This is a genomic window from Microcystis sp. M44BS1 (genome assembly GCF_020244875.1).
Lineage (GTDB): Bacteria > Cyanobacteriota > Cyanobacteriia > Cyanobacteriales > Microcystaceae > Microcystis > Microcystis panniformis.
On the sequence record NZ_JADBVM010000214.1, the window covers coordinates 1 to 20,635 of the forward strand.

Genomic DNA, 20,635 nt, shown 5'->3' on the forward strand with positions numbered 1-20,635 from the left:
CAGTTATCAGTTATCAGTTATCAGTTATCAGTTATCAGTTATCAGTTATCAGTTATCAGTTATCAGTTATCAGTTATCAGTTATCAGTTATCAGTTATCAGTTATCAGTTATCAGTTATCAGTTATCAGTTATCAGGAGACAGCTTTGACGTATTCTCCCCATTTGCTTCTCCCCTCTCACCAATTCACAATTCACAATTCATAATTCACAATTCATAATTCATAATTCACAATTCATAATTCCCTAAGTCAAGTTAAAATATCCGATCCTAACATCCGTTGATATTTAGCTTCTAAAGCTTGTTTCAAGTTGGGCAAAGTGATTAAATGGGGATCATCTAACATAATTTTTTCGGCGGCATCTCTTGCCAAAACTAACACCTCTTGATCCTCCACTAAACTAGCGAGGGCAAAATCTGGTAAACCCGATTGCCGTTGTCCTAAAACTTCCCCCGGACCGCGAAATCGCATATCCATTTCCGAGATAAAAAAGCCGTCTTGGGATTGTTCCAAAACCGTCAATCTTTGACGGGAATTAGCACTATTACTGCCACTTAAAAGTAAACAATAGGATTGATGGGAACCTCTGCCGACGCGCCCCCGTAATTGATGCAATTGTGAAAGGCCAAAACGTTCGGCATTTTCAATTAACATCACCGTGGCATTGGGAACATCCACCCCCACTTCGATAACTGTAGTTGAGACAATAATTTGCAGAATATTATCGCGAAAAGCTGTTAAGATTTCCTCCTTTTCGGCGGAACTCATGCGACCATGGAGTAAACCGATATTAAAATTGGGAAAAATCTTTTCTGATAAATTTTGATATTCTTCCACCGCAGCCCTCACATCTAATTTTTCCGATTCTTCAATTAAGGGAAAAATCACATAAGCTTGTCTGCCTTGGGCAATTTCACGGCGAATTAAATCATAGGCAGCCCTTCTTTGATTGCCATTTAAAACGGTGGTTTGAATCGGTTGTCTGCCGGGGGGTAATTCGTCAATTTGACTCACATCTAAATCCCCATGCAGGGTTAAAGCTAAAGTACGGGGAATCGGTGTTGCTGTCATGGTTAAAACGTGGGGAGACTGTCCTTTGCTTAATAATCTTGCCCTTTGTTGTACCCCAAAGCGATGCTGTTCATCAATAACAACTAACCCCAATTTGCGGAAATTAACTGCATCTTGAATTAGGGCATGAGTTCCCACTAAAAGTGGTAATTCTCCTGTCTCTAATTGGGCGTGAATTTCTCGCCGTTTAGCGGTTTTTGTGGAGCCAGTTAATAATTCTACGGGTAAATGTAAGAGATTAAACCAGCTAACTAACTTACGATAATGTTGTTCCGCTAAAACTTCCGTAGGAGCCATTAATGCCGCTTGATAACCGGATTGTAGGGCTGCTAAAATGGCATAAACTCCGACAATTGTTTTGCCAGAACCCACATCCCCCTGCACAAGACGATTCATCGGGGTGCTAGAATCTAAATCCTCTAAAATTTCCTCAATAACTCGTTTTTGAGCATTGGTTAATTGAAAGGGAATTATCTGATTAAATTGATCAATTAGTTGACCTTTAGCACTAAAAATAGCACTTTTCTGTGTCTGACGATACTGTTGCCGCCGCCGCAGAAACCCCAATTGTAAAAAGAAGAACTCATCAAAGACTAATCGCCGTCGCGCTTGACTGAGAATCTCGGAATTATTGGGGAAATGAATGTTAGTAATTGCTGTTTTTAAATCGATTAATCCGTATTGTTTTCTTAGACCGAAAGGTAGGGGGTCTTTTATCGCCTCTACTGCCCCAAAAGCGGCGACTACAGCCTTTCTAATTAGGTCGGCGGGTACTCCATCGGTGAGGGGATAAACCGGCAGGATACGCCCGATTTTTAAGGACTCAATACTTGCCCCAGAACTGTCTAATAACTCAAATTCAGGATTTTCTAAAGTTAACCCATATTTACCCGCTTTAACTAAACCACTAACCGCCACCACCGAACCGACGGGATAGAGTTTTTTTTGTCCTTCTTGCCAAGCACGATTAGTATAGCGAGTTCCCGCATAAAAACGGTTTAATTTTATCTGTCCAGTGCGATCCTGTAAGAGCAATTCAAAGATAGCTAACTTGGTATTTTTGGGGCTATTAAAACAATTACATCGCTTGACATTCCCCACTAAAGTTACCGTTTCCCCCTCGGTTAAATTAGCGATATTGACTTGACGACTGTAATCCACATGATCCCGGGGATAATAATATAATAAATCTTCAACTTTGTAGAGGTTTAATCTTTCTAAAAGACTGGCTTTTCTCTCTCCCACTTCCGCTAGATATTTCAAGGGTTGTTCCAGGGTAACTTGCCGTGGAGAATTAGCCTTTGCCGTGATGGGAGTGGTATTAATAATTTTCGCCGCAGCTGGTTCTTTTGGGGTAGGGGTTGCTTCTAAAGTTTGCCGTAATTGTTGCAAAAAATTGCGAGTTTCGGCGACTAATTGTTGTCTTTGTCTGGGATTAAATTGGGAATATTGGGCAAATTTTTGGGCTAATTCTCGCCAGCGATTTCTCTCACTGGTGGCAATTCCCACGGGAGGATTATCCCCGAAACTAAGACAGAAAAACTCGCTAAAACGGTATTGATTTCCCTGAAGATCGGGATAACCTTTTTCCGCTTCTACAGATAAGGCTTTTTGTAATCTCACCCAGTCGGGTATTTCCCCTTTCATAATTGCCTCTTGACTCCAAATTTCCCAGTATTATGTTTCCCTAATACCTCTGTTTGATTATAACTGATTAATCATACCAACTACTGCGCCACGCCGCTTCCGCTTGAGCAATAGTATATTCTTTGCGAAGGTGATGATATTGTTTACCTAGACGATTTAATTGTTCCCAAAGGGAGCGAATTTGATTTCTTTCGACACTTAAGCGCGTATCAGCAAATTCCAGTTCAGCCATTCGTAGATGAATTGCCGTTACTTTAGTGACTTTGCCACTTGAAAAATTATGATCATCCCCATCATCTTCATCTTCATCTTCATCTTCATCTTTTTCTTCCTCTGGTTCAGGGTTTTTAGCTTCTACTAAAATGTTTAACATATTATTTCCTCCACCTAGGGATTGTCCCTCTTCTCCCGCTTGAATTGCCATATCGATAATTTGACTGGGTAGATGAGGGGGAAGAATATAAGCTTTTTGTAGTTGCTGATTAATTTGTTTGGAGAGATGATTGAGAATCTCGATACAGTTTTTTTCCAGCACTCGACAACAATAAAGTAAAATATCGGGGTTATTAATCTCTCCAGTTGCGGCTAGATTTTCTGGTTTGTTTAGAAAAAGTTTCAAGAAATCTGGGGTATTTTTCGTCTCTGCTGGACTTTTAGAGAATCCTACCCCTGAAAATGTCCCTCGATCGAAGCTCTGCTCGCCCAATTGCTGTAAACTGGCTTTAGCCTCTTGTCCTAGAGCTTTGATCTCCTCTTGTAGTTTCTGACGATTGCTGTGGGAGAGAGCCAGAAATTCCCCCCCATAGTAGCGGGTACAGATATGATACACTGCCCCGATCGCCTGTTTATAGAGAGATTCACCGAGTAAATCAAGATAAATTCGGTATTTTTCCCGCATTCTTTCGGCTAAATTTGCCACTTCCGTTTCTATGTTCCTTAAATCTTGTTGTAGCTTGTTCAGTCTTCCAGTCATAGAAATTTTACCGAGGGAGAAGTTAGCGATCGGCGAATTCTATTATAGCGACTTACTGTCAGCTATAGCATCCTGACCAGGGGGAGATGTTTAGACTCGATCGGTTGTCAGTTATTTTAGCTATTAGCTTTTTGCAGACCAGCTTTTAGTATTTGTTTTGGCAAAGATAACTGCTATAATCAGGCTAATTAGTAGGAAAACTCTCTATCTCTATATTTTTGCATAGTTTACACCACAAGTCTGGGCATGAAAACCGACAGTATTTTTTATGATCTTTTTCAATCTTATCCGTCAATTTTCTTTGAATTAATCAACCTTTCCCCCAGAGAAGCAGCGAATTACCGCTTTGATTCCGTCGAAATCAAGCAACTAGCTTTTCGTATTGATGGCGTATTTTTGCCCAATATCACCGATCCTAGCATTCCTATTTATTTCTGCGAGGTGCAATTTCAAGATGATCAGAATTTTTATGGCCGTTTCTTTGCTGAAATCTTCTTATATCTCAGTAAAACTGCTTTTAACAATGATTGGCGCGGGGTGGTCATTTATCCCCATCGTCGGGTAGAATCAGATCAGGTTGTACGTTATCAAGACTTATTGACATCTGGGAGAGTGACGCGAATCTATTTAGATGAACTAGATGATATTAATCAAGATTCCCTCGGTATTGCCACTATAAAATTAATTATTGCTAAAGAAAATCAAGCAGTGGCAACAGCCAAACAACTTATTGAACGAGTGCGAACTGAATTTACCCAACCGCAAAACCTCCTACAATTAATAGAAACGATCCTTATCTATAAATTACCACGTCTAAGTCGCCGGGAGATAGAAGCCATGTTTAGTTTAGATGAACTGAAACAAACCCGTTATTTTCAAGACGTTCGAGAAGAAGGTAAACTGGAAGGTAAACTGGAATCTGTGCCGCGTTTATTGGCTTTAGGTTTAACGGTAGAACAAATTGCTCAAGTTTTGGACTTAACTGTAGAAAAAGTGCGAGAAATACCAGAAACCCATTAAGATAATCTAGCAGTAAGCTATGACAGCGTTTTTCATCAAGAACAAGTGTAATCTAATTTGGTATCGACGACCGACTCCTCAAAACGATAACTTCCTACCTCACCTATGACTAGCAATCCTTCAGCTTCTTTAAGATTAAAAAAAAACAAAATTACCGAGACAAATATCACTCTCTCCCATGGCAGTGGTGGCAGAGCAATGCGGGATTTAATTAACGAGATATTCGTCAATAACTTCGATAATAACTTACTGGCACCCCTTGAAGATCAAGCCCGATTTGAGATTAAAGATTTAGCTAAAATAGGCGATCGCTTAGCATTTACCACCGATTCCTATGTGGTTTCTCCCCTATTCTTTCCGGGGGGTAATATTGGCAGTTTAGCAGTCAATGGAACCGTTAATGATTTGGCTGTCGGTGGGGCAATTCCTCTCTATCTCAGTTGTAGTTTTATCCTCGAAGAAGGTTTATCTATTGACACCCTAAAAACCATCGTTACCAGCATGAAAATAGCCGCCGAAAAAGCAGCGGTAAAAATCGTCACCGGGGATACAAAAGTCGTTCCCAAGGGACAAGGGGATCAAATATTTATTAACACCTCTGGAGTCGGAGTAATTCCGGCCGGAATCAATTCCGGGGCGAATAATTTACGAGTTGGCGATCGCATTTTGATTAACGGTTTTCTGGGGGATCACGGCGCCGCCATTCTGATTGCCAGGGGCGAATTAGACCTACAATGCACAATCGAAAGCGATTGTCAAGCCCTGAATTCTTTAATTTCTGCAATTCTGGAAGTTTGCCCACAAGTTAAAGCGATGCGGGATGCCACTAGAGGCGGATTAGCCACGGTTTTAAACGAATTTGCCCAAAGTTCAGGGGTGGGAATACAGGTGCAGGAAACGGCGATCCCCATCCGGGAAGAAGTGCGAGGAATGTGCGAATTATTGGGCTTAGAACCGCTTTATCTGGCAAATGAGGGCAAATTAGTCCTTGTCGTCCCTCCGGAGGCGGAAAATCGCGTTTTAGCAGTGATGCGTTCCCATCCTGACGGTAAAAATGCTGCTTCTATCGGGGAAGTCGTCGCTTCTCCCCCCAATTTAGTTTACTTAAAAACCCCTTTCGGCACTAACAGAATTCTCGATATGTTAGTCGGTGAACAATTACCGAGAATATGTTAATTAGACAGGAGACAGTTTTAAAGGAAAAAGTGAAAACTAAAAAAACAGATAGTTGGGGTTTTGGGGTTTTAGTTGAAATTTACCTGATAACTGATAACTGATAACTGATAACTGATAACTGATGACTGATAACTGATAACTGATGACTGATAACTGATAACTGATAACTGATAACTGATAACTGAAAATGCACGAACTAGGAATCACCCAAAATATTATTGAACTTGCTTTAGAGCATTCCCGAGGAATGAAAGTTAGGCGCGTGGTGTTAGAGATTGGTAAACTAACGGCAATTATGCCAGAATCGATCGCTTTTTGTTTTGATACCTGTTGTCAAGGTACTAATATAGAGGGGGCAATGTTAGAGATTCTGGAAATTTCTGGTTTAGGACAGTGCCAAGATTGCGGAAATGAGCTAGAACTAGAATATCCCTACGGAATCTGCGATCGATGTGGTAGTCGCAATATAGTCATTTTACAGGGTCAAGAATTAAATCTCAAATCCTTGGAGACAGAATCCTTATGTGTGTAACCTGTGGTTGTTCTGATAACTCGGAAGTAACGGTAACTAATCCGCAAACGGGAACCCATGAACATATTTTAGCCGATGGTACTGTTATTAGTCATAGCCATCACGCTCACGCTCACGCTCACGAGCATGAGCATCCCCATCATCCTGCGGAAATTCACGCTCAAATTCATGGCAATATTCTCCAAGTTGAGCAAAATCTGCTGGCAAAAAATAATCTATTAGCGGCACAAAATCGCGGTTGGTTGAAGGGGAGAAAAACTGTTGCTCTTAATCTGGTTTCTTCCCCTGGTTCGGGAAAAACTACCCTGTTAACTCGCACAATTGCCGATTTAAAAACCGCTATTCCTATCAGTGTCATTGAGGGAGATCAAGCTACAGCTAATGATGCTCAAAAAATTAGTGAAACCGGTTGTCAGGTTATCCAAATTAACACCGGAACAGGTTGTCATTTAGAAGCATCAATGGTAGAGAGAGGATTAATCGAACTCGATCCACCGATGAATTCTTTAGTCATGATCGAAAATGTTGGTAATCTAGTTTGTCCTGCTTTATTTGATTTGGGAGAAAATGCCAAAGTCGTCATTCTTTCCGTCACCGAAGGGGAAGATAAACCGATTAAATATCCCTATATGTTCCACGCTTCTCAAGTCATGATCTTGACAAAAATAGACCTACTGCCCTACGTTAATTTTAACCTCGATCGCTGTTTAGATTACGCCTATCAGGTTAATCCCAATCTGAAAGTTTTTCAAGTTTCCGCTACCACAGGAGAAGGTTTAGATGCTTGGTACAGTTGGTTAAAATCACTGGTTTAAGTTAAGTAGTAACACACCCAAAAAGTTCAGTCTAACCGCAAGAAAAATGACTCTAGCACTTAATCAAAATATTTATAATCAACTGTTGACTAAATTTCAACCCAAGATTATTGAAAATGAGGAAGAATATGAGCAAGCGCGTCATCTTCTCCTTAATCTAATTAGTAAACAGGATCGACTACCAGAAGAAACCGCGATGGTTAAATTAATGGCGACAATTATTAAGGATTTTGATGCCAAACAACCTCAACCCGAACCAGCTTCACCGCAGGAAGTATTATTACACTTAATTGAAGCCAACAACATGAAACAAGCTGATTTAGTTGGTAAAATTGGTTCTAAGGGTGTGGTTTCTGAGATTGTTAATGGCAAGCGATCGATTAGTAAAGCTCAAGGGAAAATTTTAGGAGAGATTTTCAATGTTTCCCCCAGTGTATTCATTTAATTCTCTATTAGTTTTTCATGAAAACCACCGTTATTGTTCCCCCGATTAAATGTCAAAGTATCAAAACTAAACTGGTATCATCAATCAAAAATTTAGCGGATCAGCAAAACTTTGATCGCTGGATAGAACCCTTTTGTGGTTCGGAGTTGGTAGCTTTTAATTTACAACCCCAAAAGGCCTTATACTAAATCTAGTTATTAAAAACTGATTATTTATTTCCCCATTTTGCCTATTGCCCCCCCCGATGTCGGGGGGGTTGCCTTTTGCATTTCCTAACCAAGAAGTTAATTTTGTTCTAGTGCTTAATCATATTCTTTTGCCGCTTGTACTAAGGATAAAAGTTGTCCAGTTTGATCGGTTCCCGATACTCCTAAATCACTGTGACAGAGGATAACTTTTTCGCTTACCCTTGCTAATAAATCCCTTAAAATTCTCTGTAAACGTGCCTGATTTTCCTCTAATTCTGCTTCCGTTGTCCAGCGTTGATAGGGACTTTCTCGCCAAAAAATCGGCGCGGCAAAAAGAGTGGAAGCACCTCCTTGTTCCCAGAGTGGGGAGGAACAATCTAGCCAAAAATGCCAACGATGACTAGAACGAAAAGAACGATATTGAAAGATATTGCCTAGGGTAACTGCCGGGGAAGATTTAATAAATTGTCGCACAGGATAGGGATTAGCAGTGATTGTGCCACGACGCAAAAGTTGGATAAACTGACTAATAGTTTCGCTGGGACTTTGAAAAGAGGGTTCACTCTCACGCAAACGGCGATCAATCTCCCAAAAATGTTGGGCAGTTTCCATTAATTCTCGCAAAGCTGCCAAGTGATCGAAGGGCAAATTTTCCCCATCGTTTAATAATTGTTCGATCGCTTGATTTAAGACAAAAATCGGGAAAAGTTTGGCTTCTTGCTGCCGTTTTTTCATCCCTTCGATCCAGTGACAAATTCTTTCGTAGGCAGTACAAGCTTTTTGTCCTAAGCGATCCCAACGGGGAAAAGTTTCGATCGCTAATAAACGAGGATTTTCCAGAGCCACTTGATAACAATGATCGGCAATTAATCCGGCGCGAACCGGATCGATATCGGGAATTAAATTTTGTTCTTCATCCCAGCGATAACGGCTAAAAATCACCAGCATTTCCGCTATAGCCTCTTGGGGGGCTAAACGCCCCAAATTTTCATAAACAAGGGCGAGAAGGGTCAATAATGCCCGAATCAGAGGACAACTGATCAGGGGTCGTTGTTCGTTGAGGGGTTGAACGGCTATCCCAGCACCGGTTAAAATTTCCATCAGGCTATAACGGGCGATTTCGTCTAAACCGGGGGCAATAACGGCGATTTCTTCGGGTTTTACTGCCCCTTGCTTGACTGCTTGAATAATAGCTGTGGCTGTCTTCCGTAACAATTCGGCGCGAGAGGTGGTTTGCAGGGAGATGAATTGATCGGGAAGATTGCCAAGATAGTTACCGTCGCTGATTAAGGAGAGAACCGTCTCGCTAAACTGAGCAGCTAACCCGTCAGTGGTAGATAATGACATAATTTGACAGCGTGCCGCTAATTTTTGTATATAATCGGGATCGGCAGTTAATCCTAAGCGAATTTTTCCCTGGGGATTGTAGGTAAAAACGCTAAAATAATCATGATCGAGGAAAAAACTGAGTAAATCCTTGGCAATAGCCGGATAATCGTCCACATCGTCCGCAAAAACCCCCCGGAAGCGTTTTAATAGTTGCTGTTGATAACGACTATCAGGGAATAAATAGCGCCAATAGAGTTCGTAGATGATACCATAACTTAATAAACCACGTTCTAGAGACCAATCACGCCATTGAATGATTAATTCTCCCACTTTTTCTGGTATTTCCTGCTCATTAATTGCTAAAACTCGTTTTAAATCTGTTTCTGATAATCCGTCGGCTAATCTTTCGGGTATCTTTTCTGCGGGAACACCACTAGCGCCGGCTAATTGTAACAAATCGAGAACTTGACGCACGAAACGATATTCATTTATGCTAGTAAGCTGGAAGAATTTAGCGATTGCTGGTTGCCAGAGACGGGTGGCGAGTTCCTGCTCCGTTTCTGGGCGTAATCGGCGGGGAAATTGGGCTTTTAGCTCCAAAAACTCGAAAATTAACGGCCAAAACAGGATGACTTCATCGGTGAGAAAACCTAAAGGGGTTTTGCAGAGAATCGGATAGCTACCCCTAACAGCAATGGCTAATCGATCGGCTAATTCCCGTTTATTATCATCGTTGGCAGCGAAAACTAAGATCGATCGAGGAAGGGGGGATGATTTTGAGCGATTGCGAGACACCCAGCGCCGAAATTCCCCGACTAAAGCGGTGGTTTTTCCCGATCGCGTGCCACCTTCGATCCAAATTGGTATGATTGACATCGTTTTTTCTCGATTGTATTTGTTAAGATAACTGATCGGTACTCTAGCTTTTCTCCCTTGTGGAAGTAATTGTTTCCTATGAATCTTAATCGGATTTTGCAAGGTGTTAATCAATGGTTATTACAAACTCCTGAACGTTCTTTAGATGAGGCTTATCATGCAGCTTTGAAGATTAAGGAGATAGAAGACAAGCATTTTCAAGGGCGAAAAGTGGCGAATGAATTCTCGAATTATGGCAGCAGCACTAATTCCTATTTTATCGCAGAAGTTAAAGGTTATTTGCAAAAAATTAAAGTCAGATTGACGGAGTTTAAAGCTAGTCGCTCGATCGTTAATACCTTCGGTCCAAATCAACCGACAATTAATAATGGGGTGATTACTGTCACCACAGATGTTTGTCTGAAAAAACTTCAGTTTATCGATAGTATTATCGGAAAATATCAAGATAATTATTGGCCAGAAGATATTCAAGATGTTCCCAAAAGTATCCAGAACAGAAATTTTGAGCAGGAAACAGCCAAAAATAAGACTTCTAGAAATCGCTCTTTTTTAGCAGCGGGTAGTATTGAAGATGAGGAAATAATCAAAAGTAATAAATCCCAAAAAGCTACGGAAAGACCGGGGGTTTTACCCCGTTCTTTTGTCAATACTTTTAACCGCATTAAACAGGAAATTGATCCCCAAGCGGTAGAATCGGAGGAGGCAGTTTTAAAAAGATTTCGCAATTCTCGTTATAAAACCGCCATTTCTATCAAGTTTATTTTACTGTTAATTATTATTCCTTTGTTGACCCAGCAATTAACCAAAACTTTCCTGATTACCCCCTTGGTTAATAAATATTTCCAACAACAGGAACAGTTTATTTTTATCAATCAGGATTTAGAAGAAGAAGCTTTTTCGGAACTGAGAAGATTTGAGGAAGCTTTACATTTTCGAGGTATGATTGGTTTAGCACCCAAATTATCTAACGAAGAAATCGAGGGAGAAATTACTAAAAAAGCAGCGGTACTAAGTGAAGAATTTCGCCAGCGAGGCTTAAATGCGATCGCTAATATTTTCGCCGATATTTGTTCCCTGATTGCCTTTGGTTTTGTTGTCGCTTTTAGTCGTCGGGAAATCGAGATTGTCAAGTCTTTTCTGGATGGCATTCTCTATAATCTTAGCGATTCAGCTAAAGCTTTTTTAATTATTCTCTTTACCGATATGTTTGTCGGTTTCCACTCTCCCCACGGTTGGGAAGTGATCCTAGAAGGGTTAAGTCGTCATTTCGGTTTACCAGAAAATCGCCAGTTTAATTTTCTCTTTATCGCCACTTTTCCCGTTATCTTGGATACAGTCTTAAAATATTGGATTTTCCGTTATCTCAATCGCATTTCTCCCTCGGCAGTGGCTACCTATCGTAATATGAATGAATAGGGTAAAGTCAGGGAGAAACCTGATAATTTACTCTTCTAATTTGGGGGGGATAATTTGGCCGCTGTCTCTTGTACTTTGGTAAGTTCTAACTGCAAAGCAGTGGCAATCTGTTCTATACTTAAACCTAAAGCTAGTAAACTGGCGATCGCTTCAGTTTTAGCTTCTTCACGACCTTCTTCACGACCTTCTTCACGACCTTCTTCTTTAGCTTCTTGATAAAGTCGAGTCTGTCTGAGATCATCTAATCCGAACATAGCTTCTAACTCCGTGCGACTAAGATTAGTAAATTTATAGGCTAAGGTTCTTTCAATTAATTCTACAACTTTTTGCTGGAAAACTAGATCATCAATTTCAGCGATCGCTTTTTCTAAAAGTGGTTTTCCTCGTTGCTGTGCTAATTGGGGTGTAGCGACAATTAACTGAATAATTCCTAAACCCAGAGACGGAGCCGGACTATCGATTAATTCATCTAAATAAATACGTCTGATCTGTCCCGTTATCTCAAATCCCCGTAGTTGATAGGGAAAATTATTGTCGATATCCCTAGAGGCAAATAAAGCTACAGCCATCCAATCCTGAACGGGTTTATACTGATTGAGATAGATGACAATTTCTGTTAAAAATCGCCAATAAAAATCACTTTTATCCTGAAATTGCACTTCAACAAAGTAAATAATTAGTTCCGGTGCTGCTGTGGTCGGTAAAAAAATACCGTCAAAACGACGCGCTAATTCTTTGATCCCACATTCCGCACCCTAAAGTGTCACATTGAAAATTTTATCTAAATCGTCAAAACGATTGCCGGCTCTGAATTACAGGCTAATTTGTTGGATCAGCAGATGCACAATTAGCCCTAAAAATCTGATAGCTCTGATACCAAATTATTGAGATAAACTCTCATTAAGCTGGCGATCGCTGAATAGAGTGTGACACTTCATAATTCTTAGTAATCGCTAAAAGTCTTACTATACAAGGGCTAGAGCAACTTTTGATTTCAACGACTAGGGTGCGGAATGTGGGTTTGATTTCTCGGGAGGAGAATTGATAATTTTCAGCTTTCTGGGTTGAGTCTCCCAGTAATTCAAAAATTAACCCCGGAAAAGTTTGCAAGAGTTGATAAAAAATTGTATCGGTCTTCACAAGCTTGAAAAAATCTAGATGTTTACTAACAATTACTTACAAATCATCCAACAAGAGCGTGACTAACACCTTATCGACGCGATTACCGTCCATATCCACCACTTCCAAGCGCAACCTTTGCCATTCAAAATGATCGGCAGCTCCCGGAATCCTGCCAAGATGGGTAATAATAAAACCCCCTAAAGTGTGATAATTCCCCTGTTTTTCCCCGGGTAATTCACTGATTTCAAATAACTCTTTAAAATCTTCGATCGCCACTGTGCCATCGATCAACCAAGAACCATCTTCCCGCTGCACGATCTGTGCATCTTCAATATTATCTAATTGGGGTAAATCGCCGACAATTGCCTCTAAAATATCCTGGCGCGTCACCAATCCTTGAATCACCCCGTACTCATCCACTACCAAGGCAATATGATGACCACTTTGCTGTACCAATTCTAAAACCTTTAAACCCCTAGTGCTTTCCGGCACAAAAAGCGGCTGCTGTAAATCCTTCGTTAGATCGAAACTTTCACCGGTTAAACAATCGGCCAATAAGTCTGTGACTTCGATTACCCCCAAAACCTCATCTAAACTGCCCTGACACACAGGAAAACGGGTATGATTGCTCTCAATTAGCTTCTGGCGGTTAATTTCGGCACTATCTTCCAAATCTAACCAAACAACATCTGGGCGCGTGGTCATAATCTGACTGACTCGGCGATCGCTCAATCCTAACACCCTTTCCACCATATCCTGTTCTGCTTCCTCAAAGGTTCCCGCTTCGGTTCCCTGTTTAAGCATAATTTTCAATTCTTCCTCCGTAATTGGGGAATCATTATTATTACCGCTAATCCCCAACAAACCGAGAATCAGATTAGTCGATTGACTCAAAAGATGGACAACGGGCGAAACAATTTTTGATAACCTATTCAGAGGATCAGCAACGAGGATAGCGATTTTTTCAGGATTACTTAAACCTAACCGTTTCGGCACTAATTCCCCCACCACTAGGGATAGATAGGTAATAATTAACACCACTAATCCTAATCCCAAAGCTTGACTGTAGGGGGCTAAAACAGGAACTTGGGCCAATAATTGCGCCACACTGACCGATAAATTAGCTCCTCCGTAGGCCCCGGCAAAGATACCCACTAGGGTAATGCCAATCTGCACCGTCGATAAAATTTGATTGGGATCATTGGCCAATTTTAAGGCCACCGCCGCCCGTCGATCATCTCTGGCTAATTGTTCCAAACGGATTTTGCGGGCCGAGACAATGGCAATTTCCGAGAGAGCAAAGACTCCATTGAGGAGGATGAGGAAGAAGATAACAAGAATTTCGGTAGTCGCCGAGAACATGGTTAAAATTTACAGGTAAAAGGGCGGATAGTTGTTTGTATCATAGTGCGAGGATCGGTTAAGTTCAGTAAAGAATCATCTTGATTTTTAACGAGTTACGAAGGCTTGTGTCTGGAGGGGGTTACTCCCAGTATAAATGGGATAGGATCAAGTCCGCACTCTTAGCTCAGTTAGCAGTGAACAGTCAGGAGTGACCTGTTGCCAGTCAAAAAAGTTGTCCCTGGGAGAGTGGGGACAAACTATCTCAATCTATTCGCCTGAAAAATTATGATCGCTACACCCGTATCCTCGAAATCGAACCCTATCACGGAAATACGCCCCGGACTACCGACTATTTGCGGTTGGGAACAGGAAATCGCAGCGATTGTCAATCACGATGATCCGATCTTTTTACCGACAACAAATCTCAAATTAGACAATATTAACGCTGGTTTTGCCTGTGCCTTGCATATGCACCAACCCACCATCCCCGCAGGTGTTAACGGGGAATTAATCTGCAATCTCCAGCATATGTTCGAGCATCAAGGGGATGGCGATAACCATAATGCCAGCGTTTTTGCCTGGTGTTACAGTCGCATGGGCGATTTTATCCCACAATTGGTGGCGGAAGGCTGTAATCCCCGGATTATGCTTGATTATTCCGGCAATCTCCTCTGGGGTTTGGTACAGATGGGACGGCAGGATATCCTCGATAAACTCAAATTAATCACCTGTAACAGTCAATATCAACCCTATGTGGAATGGTTGGGGACGATGTGGAGTCATGCGGTGGCTCCTTCCACACCGATTCCCGATCTAAAATTACAGATGCAAGCATGGCAAACCTATTTTGCCTCGATTTTTGGCCCGGATGCCCTGAAACGAGTCAAAGGGTTCTCTCCCCCGGAAATGCACCTTCCTAACCATCCCGATACCCTCTACGAGTATATTAAAGCTCTGAAAGAATGCGGCTATCGCTGGTTATTGGTACAGGAACACTCGGTGGAAAATCTCGACGGTTCGGGATTGAGTCAGGAACAAAAATATATTCCTAATCGCCTGGTGGCCCGTAATTCTCGGGGTGAAGTGATTGCGATTACTGCTTTGATTAAAACCCAGGGTTCCGACACCAAATTAGTCGCCCAAATGCAACCCTACCACGAGGCCAAATGCCGCGGTAAACAGCAAATCGGCGGCGTTTGGGTTCCTTCCCTAGGTTCCCAGATTGCCGACGGTGAAAATGGTGGCGTGATGATGAATGAATTTCCTCGCGATTTTCCCAATCCTTGGCGGGAAATGCAGGGGGGTTCCAGTGTGGCAGGATTTAACGGTACGGAATATCTGGAGTTAATCGAGGCTGCTGGCGTTAATCCCCAAGATTATCCCCCAATTCAAGCCGTACACCAGCATAAAATCTGGCAGCGAGTTAATCCGGATGCCGCTACCCCAGAAGCAGTGGAACAGGCGATCGCTGATTTAAAACAGTCCGACCACCGTTTTAGCATGGATGGGGCATCTTGGACAAATGATCTCAGTTGGGTGCGCGGTTACGAAAATGTCCTCGAACCGATGAACCAATTAAGCGCTCAATTCCACGAGAAATATGATCCTTTAGTACAGGCGGATCCTAGCTTCACCCGACGACCGGATTATCTGGAGGCACTGCTTTATAATTTGCTCGTGCAAACCAGTTGTTTCCGTTATTGGGGCCAGGGTACTTGGACCGATTATGCCCGCACTTTGTACGAAAGAGGCGCGGCCCTAACCCGCTAAGATATTAAGCTATCTAGGGTTGGCTGAAAAAGCTTTTCAGCCAACCCTAATTAAAGAAATAGTTAAATCTTGATAAAAATCCTCTTGTTTTAACTCCACTTTTGATTGAGAAGCGAGTAAAAGTAAAGCCCAAAAAATCGCCACCTTTTCCTGTGTTGCCGAGTGACTAGAGGGTTTTTCCCCTTGCCATAAATCTAATAAATACTCAAACTCTATCTCATTTTTCTCTAATTGAAAAAACTTTCTCTGCAAAAAAAAGTCCAGTTCCGCTGCCAACTCCGTCAGGTTTTCTTGGTGGGCCAATTCCGTGATAATTTGTACCGCTTCCCGTCGGGATTGGGGCCGGGGTTTCGGGACAACTACAGGCAGTTTCGGTAAAGCTTCAATCTCTAGGGCAATCTGTTGTAATTGAGTGATTAACTCCTGCAAAGTTACCCGTCTTTTGCGCGGTGGTGGGGCAGCAGTACGACGGCGAATATGATTTTCTAGATAACGGGGTAAAGTTCTTAATTCCCGTTCTAACTCGCTAATTTCCTCATCAATCAGACTTTCTTCTTGCTGTTCCAAAGACAATCTTTCTAGGGTATCAGCCTTAAATAAAACTAACATAGAAGCCCATAAAAAAGCCTGTCCCGATTGGGGTAAATTAGCTTGGGCCATGGCTAAATCTAGATCATTTAATAACCCCAATTCCGCCAAAAAGCGATCGATCACATCAATAACCTGCACATCCCAGGGGTCAATTTCTCCCTGTTCCGCCATTTCTAAAAGAGAGGCGATCGCATCACTGGCCGAGGTGATAGTCATGATTGTAGAATCTTGTAGGATCTCAAAGGATAGAATTTAGCAAGCAAAACCATGGACATATCGATCGCTGACCTGCGCTTGGACTACAATCTCGAAGAATTGCTAGAGTCAGAAACATCTGCCGATCCTTTCATTGTATTTAAACAATGGCTAGAACGGGCGGTATCTTCGGGAAGATTGGAACCCAACGCTATGACTTTAGCCACTATTTCCCCAGAGGGCAAACCCCGGGCCCGCATGGTACTGTTAAAAGACTTCGATCCTCGCGGTTTTGTTCTCTTTACCAACTACCACAGCGCCAAGGGACAGGAATTAATCGCTAATCCCAATGCAGCCCTAGTGTTTTGGTGGGGAGAATTGCAACGGCAAATTAGGATCGAGGGAACTGTAGAAAAAATCAGCGAGGAGGAATCGGATAATTACTTTTTTGTCCGTCCCTGGGAATCTCGTTTAGGGGCCTGGGCCTCCAATCAAAGTGAAGTGATTTCGGGGCGGGATATCCTCGAAAAACGCCTAGCAGAACTAAAAGAAGAATATGCTGGTCGTGAAGTTCCCCGTCCTCCTCATTGGGGCGGATTTCGCCTAATTCCTAGTTTAATCGAGTTCTGGCAAGGTCGCCCCAGTCGTCTTCACGATCGTCTCTGTTATTATCGTCAAGAAGATGGCAGTTGGCAAAGGCAACGTTTAGCTCCTTAGTTTGATCTTGACACCTTGTATTGGCAAAATAGCTCGATACTAATTCAATTTGTCATTTTAGTCTTGAGATAATATTAGGTCGATGTCTTTTCCCAACCTGCGCTTCCCTTAGCGATCGGGTTGGGCTATTATGTCATTTGAGAAAGGCAATCCGTCCGCCCTAAAGTTTCAGAAAAACGATAGAATTGAAAGGGTTTTTGTCTGCATCCTTCAAAAATAACTAGAGAATTATGGACATCAATAAAGTTGGACTTCGAGAAACCTTAGAAGCATTGCGGGTTGAACTGAGTAAATCTATTTTAGCCTCTGAGGGTGAGCAGATTCGCTTTGAAGTGGGTGAAATTGAATTAGAGGTTCAATTTGTGGTTGAGCAGTCGAAAGAAGGCAAAGGTGGGCTGAAATTTTGGGTAGTAGAAATGGGTGGGGGTGTCACCAATAAAGATACGATAACCCATAGAATTAAAATTCCCCTTAAACCCATTGGGAAAGATGGAGGACCTATCAAGACAGCAAGTGATTATAAACCCGATTAGAATTTTATACCCCTAGGGACGCAATGCTTGCCCCCAAAGCAGTTAATTTGTAGGATGGGTTAGCGAAGCGTAACCCATCGTCATCCGAGAAGAATAGGTTACATCAATCCGATAAGTTATGCCCCAATTCCAACCCGATCGCGCTTTAGAAATTGTTGCCCCTAAATACGGCACTGCCTATCGAATTGGGGGACGTTTACTCTTGACTTGTCGGCATCTATTTGATAATAGTAACGACTGTAAAGTACGATTTAGATCAGCATCAAACTATTCTGATAAGCAGGATATAGACGCTAAGGTAATTTGGAAAGCTCCCGATAATATCGATATAGCCTTAGTAGAATTACCAGAAACTATCGAAACTTGTAATCCTGTAGGTTTTGGGGTGTTACCTGATGCGAGTAGCACCCAAAAAGTTAAATTTGACTGTTTGGGATTTCCTCTATTTTTACGGTATGTTGAAGATGAGATAAAATACGCCACAGGGTTACATATTGAGGGAACTGTCGATGTAGCTAATCGTGTTCCTCATCACCGTTTGTTATTAAATATTAAAGATAGTCAAGACATACAACCCACCGATAAACAATTAGAAAGATTAGCAGAAAATCAATCTCCTTGGGAGGGAACATCGGGATCAGCAATTGTTTGTAATGGGTTAGTGATTGGGGTACAATCTAAACAGCCAATTAGAGATCGTCCGGCATCTTTAGAAGCTGAATCTTTGGCAAGGGTTTATGACAATCCCGAATGGTGTGAGATATTAGAAAACCATGATATTGATCCTGAACCTAAACCCGTTATATCCGCTTCTTTAAAATCTTCTTCCTATCGCAATCAAGCTCCGCCTAAACCGAGTTATTTTGTCGAACGTCCAGAGGTTAGTATTGAGTTAAAAAAACTTTTATTGTCAGAAACAACGGAAAAAACTGGAACTTTAGTTATTAGTGCGATTTATGGATTAGGAGGGATTGGTAAATCCACTTTAGCGGCGGCATTAGCACAGGAGAAAGAAGTTCAAGCTTTTTTTCCTGATGGCATTTTCTGGGCAACTTTAGGACAACAACCAGATATTTTATCCTTTCTTCATGGCTGGATTCAAGCTTTAGGAGATTATAATTTTAAGCCGACGGGTATTGATGCGGCATCCTTACACTTGAGGACTTTATTGGCAGATAAAAAGGCTTTATTAGTAGTAGATGATCTCTGGAATGTAGAAGATATTGATCCTTTTATAGTAGCAGGAAATCACTGTAAATTATTAATAACCACTAGAGAAGTTCCCGTTAAAGGGGCAATTCGTTATGATTTGGATGTAATGACCGAATCTCAATCTTTAGCCTTATTAACGGGTTATTTAAAGCATGAATTAAATTTAGCAGATCAGAAACAAGCCAAAATATTAGCCAAAATTGTCGGTTATTTACCCTTAGCTTTGGAGTTAACGGCGGCACAAATTGAAGATGGGATTCCTTGGGCTGAATTAATCGAAGAATTACAAGCAGAAATCGCTAATTTAGAAATTTTAGATCGCTTGGAAGCTGGAGATACTGCCAATGAAGAAAAGCGCAAACATTATAGTTTAATTGCTTGCTTTAATCTCAGTTTAAAACGGTTAAATGGGCAAAGATTGAGACAATTTAGCTGGTTAGGGGTGTTACCGGATGATGTTACCATTACCGAAAAAATGGCGGCGACTTTATGGGATTGTCCGGTTAGAGAAGCGAGACAAACTTTAAGATATTTACGCGGTAAGGCTTTATTATTAACGGGGGTTTCTAGTGAACAACTAACCAGTTATCGTGTCCATGATTTGTTACATGATTTAGCCCGAAATCTGATCCTAGCGCCTCCTCATCCTGAAACGGATTATCAATTACCGGGGTTAGGGTTATCAATGGCTGAGGCACATCAACAGCTTTTACAACGGTATCAAAAACAAATTAAGAGATCCCCCCTAACCCCCCTTGAAAAGGGGGGAAAAGAGGTGGAAGTCCCCCTTGAAAAGGAGAGATCCCCCCTAACCCCCCTTGAAAAGGGGGGAAAAGAGGTGGAAGTCCCCCTTGAAAAGGAGAGATCCCCCCTAACCCCCCTTGAAAAGGGGGGAAAAGAGGTGGAAGTCCCCCTTATTAAGGGGGATTTAGGGGGATCAAACTGGCATACTTTAGCAGATGATGGCTACATTTATAATCAATTGCTCTGGCATTTAGAAAAAGCGGGACAGATAGCCCAGATTCATCTATTACTGAGGGAAGAAACCGCAGAAGGTCATAATGGTTGGTATAGTCAATGTGAAAGGGAAGGGAAAACAGCAGTTTTTATTAAGGATGTTTCGCGGGCGTGGCAATTGGCGGAGGAGCATTTTATTGAGAACAAGAGTGAGTCTCTTGGGTTACAGGTTCGTTATGCTTTAATCACCACTTCTCTTAATAGTTTGGCGGGGAATATTAAACCAGAATTAATTGCTGCACTGGTTAAGCAGGAAATCTGGACACCTGCTCAGGGATTAGCTTATGTGAGGCAAAATCAAGATTCTCGGAACCAAGCAGAAGAATTAAAGGCAATTATTCCCTATCTTCCCCCGACTTTATTACCCGAAGCGTTAGCTACAGCTAGAGAGATTAGGGATCAATACCACCGTGCAAAGGCATTAACAGGGTTAGCCCCCTATTTACCGGAAAGTTTATTACCCGAAGCCTTAGAAGTTGCCAGAGGGATTGGGGATGAATCCAAACAGGGTGAGAGCATCTCAAACGCTATTGACAATTAGCCAATTTTGTGAACCGCTTGCTGTGTGGGCATTTCAAGTGATACCAGTCAATCAGAATAGTTACGAAATATTCACATTTGGTCGATTTTTGCTTAACAATTGAGA

The 20,635-nt window shown here is 41.7% G+C and carries 18 protein-coding genes; 11 read left to right on the plus strand and 7 right to left on the minus strand.

The features are described 5' to 3' along the window. Positions 1 to 249: 249 nt before the first annotated feature. The gene (gene recG / locus IM515_RS16785) at positions 250 to 2,718 is read right to left on the minus strand and encodes an ATP-dependent DNA helicase RecG (protein WP_287629431.1); all 2,469 of its coding nucleotides are present in this window, start codon (positions 2,716 to 2,718) and stop codon (positions 250 to 252) included. 67 nt (positions 2,719 to 2,785) lie between these two features. Beyond that, positions 2,786 to 3,691 carry a hypothetical protein gene (locus IM515_RS16790; RefSeq protein ID WP_002770465.1) on the minus strand — a complete coding sequence of 302 codons (906 nt, stop codon included), beginning with the start codon at positions 3,689 to 3,691 and terminating at the stop codon, positions 2,786 to 2,788. A gap of 246 nt (positions 3,692 to 3,937) precedes the next feature. Here IM515_RS16790 and IM515_RS16795 point away from each other — a divergent pair, with 246 nt between their 5' ends. The 6 genes from IM515_RS16795 (at position 3,938) to IM515_RS16820 (ending at position 7,867) form a co-directional block, all read left to right on the plus strand. Next, on the plus strand, positions 3,938 to 4,711 hold the full coding sequence (locus IM515_RS16795) for an Rpn family recombination-promoting nuclease/putative transposase (RefSeq protein ID WP_287629432.1): 774 nt from the start codon (positions 3,938 to 3,940) through the stop codon (positions 4,709 to 4,711). A gap of 105 nt (positions 4,712 to 4,816) precedes the next feature. Further along, positions 4,817 to 5,887, plus strand: a complete 1,071-nt coding sequence (gene hypE / locus IM515_RS16800) for a hydrogenase expression/formation protein HypE (RefSeq protein ID WP_287629433.1) — start codon at positions 4,817 to 4,819, stop codon at positions 5,885 to 5,887. A 187-nt stretch (positions 5,888 to 6,074) separates the two neighbouring features. Then, a complete protein-coding gene (locus IM515_RS16805; RefSeq protein WP_287629434.1) occupies positions 6,075 to 6,419 on the plus strand; it encodes a hydrogenase maturation nickel metallochaperone HypA/HybF in 345 nt (114 codons plus the stop codon). Then, positions 6,410 to 7,234: a hydrogenase nickel incorporation protein HypB gene (gene hypB, locus IM515_RS16810; protein ID WP_002770455.1), complete on the plus strand. Its 825-nt coding sequence runs from the start codon at positions 6,410 to 6,412 to the stop codon at positions 7,232 to 7,234. The genes IM515_RS16805 and hypB overlap by 10 nt, the downstream gene beginning before the upstream one ends. Before the next feature lie 46 nt (positions 7,235 to 7,280). Next, positions 7,281 to 7,679, plus strand: coding sequence for a helix-turn-helix domain-containing protein (locus IM515_RS16815; protein WP_287629435.1), 399 nt, complete (start codon positions 7,281 to 7,283; stop codon positions 7,677 to 7,679). A 17-nt stretch (positions 7,680 to 7,696) separates the two neighbouring features. Next, a complete protein-coding gene (locus IM515_RS16820) occupies positions 7,697 to 7,867 on the plus strand; it encodes a DNA adenine methylase (protein WP_287629436.1) in 171 nt (56 codons plus the stop codon). A 114-nt stretch (positions 7,868 to 7,981) separates the two neighbouring features. On the opposite strand, the gene IM515_RS16825 is transcribed toward IM515_RS16820, so the two are convergent. Further along, complete coding sequence (locus IM515_RS16825; protein WP_287629437.1) at positions 7,982 to 10,072, minus strand: PD-(D/E)XK nuclease family protein; 2,091 nt, start codon at positions 10,070 to 10,072, stop codon at positions 7,982 to 7,984. A gap of 78 nt (positions 10,073 to 10,150) precedes the next feature. Between IM515_RS16825 and IM515_RS16830 the strand changes: the two genes are divergently transcribed. Further along, positions 10,151 to 11,488 (plus strand): proton extrusion protein PcxA, encoded by a 1,338-nt coding sequence (locus IM515_RS16830; RefSeq protein WP_287629438.1) that lies wholly within the window; start codon positions 10,151 to 10,153, stop codon positions 11,486 to 11,488. A gap of 35 nt (positions 11,489 to 11,523) precedes the next feature. Here IM515_RS16830 and IM515_RS16835 read toward each other — a convergent pair whose 3' ends face one another. The 3 genes from IM515_RS16835 to IM515_RS16845 all read right to left on the minus strand — a co-directional run bounded on the left by IM515_RS16835 (position 11,524) and on the right by IM515_RS16845 (position 13,972). After that, positions 11,524 to 12,228, minus strand: a complete 705-nt coding sequence (locus IM515_RS16835; protein WP_287629444.1) for an Rpn family recombination-promoting nuclease/putative transposase — start codon at positions 12,226 to 12,228, stop codon at positions 11,524 to 11,526. A 160-nt stretch (positions 12,229 to 12,388) separates the two neighbouring features. Then, a complete protein-coding gene (locus tag IM515_RS26160; protein WP_425589513.1) occupies positions 12,389 to 12,628 on the minus strand; it encodes a DUF2887 domain-containing protein in 240 nt (79 codons plus the stop codon). Positions 12,629 to 12,664: 36 nt separating this feature from the next. Further along, complete coding sequence (locus IM515_RS16845) at positions 12,665 to 13,972, minus strand: hemolysin family protein (protein WP_052275642.1); 1,308 nt, start codon at positions 13,970 to 13,972, stop codon at positions 12,665 to 12,667. 267 nt (positions 13,973 to 14,239) lie between these two features. Here IM515_RS16845 and IM515_RS16850 point away from each other — a divergent pair, with 267 nt between their 5' ends. After that, positions 14,240 to 15,724: a polysaccharide deacetylase family protein gene (locus IM515_RS16850; RefSeq protein ID WP_287629439.1), complete on the plus strand. Its 1,485-nt coding sequence runs from the start codon at positions 14,240 to 14,242 to the stop codon at positions 15,722 to 15,724. A 36-nt stretch (positions 15,725 to 15,760) separates the two neighbouring features. On the opposite strand, the gene IM515_RS16855 is transcribed toward IM515_RS16850, so the two are convergent. After that, a complete protein-coding gene (locus IM515_RS16855) occupies positions 15,761 to 16,531 on the minus strand; it encodes a segregation/condensation protein A (RefSeq protein WP_287629440.1) in 771 nt (256 codons plus the stop codon). A 51-nt stretch (positions 16,532 to 16,582) separates the two neighbouring features. Here IM515_RS16855 and pdxH point away from each other — a divergent pair, with 51 nt between their 5' ends. The 3 genes from pdxH to IM515_RS16870 all read left to right on the plus strand — a co-directional run bounded on the left by pdxH (position 16,583) and on the right by IM515_RS16870 (position 20,530). After that, on the plus strand, positions 16,583 to 17,227 hold the full coding sequence (pdxH, locus tag IM515_RS16860; protein ID WP_287629441.1) for a pyridoxamine 5'-phosphate oxidase: 645 nt from the start codon (positions 16,583 to 16,585) through the stop codon (positions 17,225 to 17,227). Positions 17,228 to 17,457: 230 nt separating this feature from the next. Further along, on the plus strand, positions 17,458 to 17,760 hold the full coding sequence (locus IM515_RS16865; protein ID WP_287629442.1) for a trypco2 family protein: 303 nt from the start codon (positions 17,458 to 17,460) through the stop codon (positions 17,758 to 17,760). A 118-nt stretch (positions 17,761 to 17,878) separates the two neighbouring features. After that, positions 17,879 to 20,530 carry an NB-ARC domain-containing protein gene (locus IM515_RS16870; protein ID WP_287698084.1) on the plus strand — a complete coding sequence of 884 codons (2,652 nt, stop codon included), beginning with the start codon at positions 17,879 to 17,881 and terminating at the stop codon, positions 20,528 to 20,530. The last annotated feature ends 105 nt before the right edge of the window (positions 20,531 to 20,635 follow it).

What these genes read in the sequence shown, in the direction of transcription:
- recG (WP_287629431.1), bottom strand. Translation starts at nt 2,718, where the DNA reads ATGAAAGGGGAAATACCCGACTGGGTGAGATTACAAAAAGCCTTATCT.
- IM515_RS16790 (WP_002770465.1), bottom strand. Translation starts at nt 3,691, where the DNA reads ATGACTGGAAGACTGAACAAGCTACAACAAGATTTAAGGAACATAGAA.
- IM515_RS16795 (WP_287629432.1), top strand. Translation starts at nt 3,938, where the DNA reads ATGAAAACCGACAGTATTTTTTATGATCTTTTTCAATCTTATCCGTCA.
- hypE (WP_287629433.1), top strand. Translation starts at nt 4,817, where the DNA reads ATGACTAGCAATCCTTCAGCTTCTTTAAGATTAAAAAAAAACAAAATT.
- IM515_RS16805 (WP_287629434.1), top strand. Translation starts at nt 6,075, where the DNA reads ATGCACGAACTAGGAATCACCCAAAATATTATTGAACTTGCTTTAGAG.
- hypB (WP_002770455.1), top strand. Translation starts at nt 6,410, where the DNA reads ATGTGTGTAACCTGTGGTTGTTCTGATAACTCGGAAGTAACGGTAACT.
- IM515_RS16815 (WP_287629435.1), top strand. Translation starts at nt 7,281, where the DNA reads ATGACTCTAGCACTTAATCAAAATATTTATAATCAACTGTTGACTAAA.
- IM515_RS16820 (WP_287629436.1), top strand. Translation starts at nt 7,697, where the DNA reads ATGAAAACCACCGTTATTGTTCCCCCGATTAAATGTCAAAGTATCAAA.
- IM515_RS16825 (WP_287629437.1), bottom strand. Translation starts at nt 10,072, where the DNA reads ATGTCAATCATACCAATTTGGATCGAAGGTGGCACGCGATCGGGAAAA.
- IM515_RS16830 (WP_287629438.1), top strand. Translation starts at nt 10,151, where the DNA reads ATGAATCTTAATCGGATTTTGCAAGGTGTTAATCAATGGTTATTACAA.
- IM515_RS16845 (WP_052275642.1), bottom strand. Translation starts at nt 13,972, where the DNA reads ATGTTCTCGGCGACTACCGAAATTCTTGTTATCTTCTTCCTCATCCTC.
- IM515_RS16850 (WP_287629439.1), top strand. Translation starts at nt 14,240, where the DNA reads ATGATCGCTACACCCGTATCCTCGAAATCGAACCCTATCACGGAAATA.
- IM515_RS16855 (WP_287629440.1), bottom strand. Translation starts at nt 16,531, where the DNA reads ATGACTATCACCTCGGCCAGTGATGCGATCGCCTCTCTTTTAGAAATG.
- pdxH (WP_287629441.1), top strand. Translation starts at nt 16,583, where the DNA reads ATGGACATATCGATCGCTGACCTGCGCTTGGACTACAATCTCGAAGAA.
- IM515_RS16865 (WP_287629442.1), top strand. Translation starts at nt 17,458, where the DNA reads ATGGACATCAATAAAGTTGGACTTCGAGAAACCTTAGAAGCATTGCGG.
- IM515_RS16870 (WP_287698084.1), top strand. Translation starts at nt 17,879, where the DNA reads ATGCCCCAATTCCAACCCGATCGCGCTTTAGAAATTGTTGCCCCTAAA.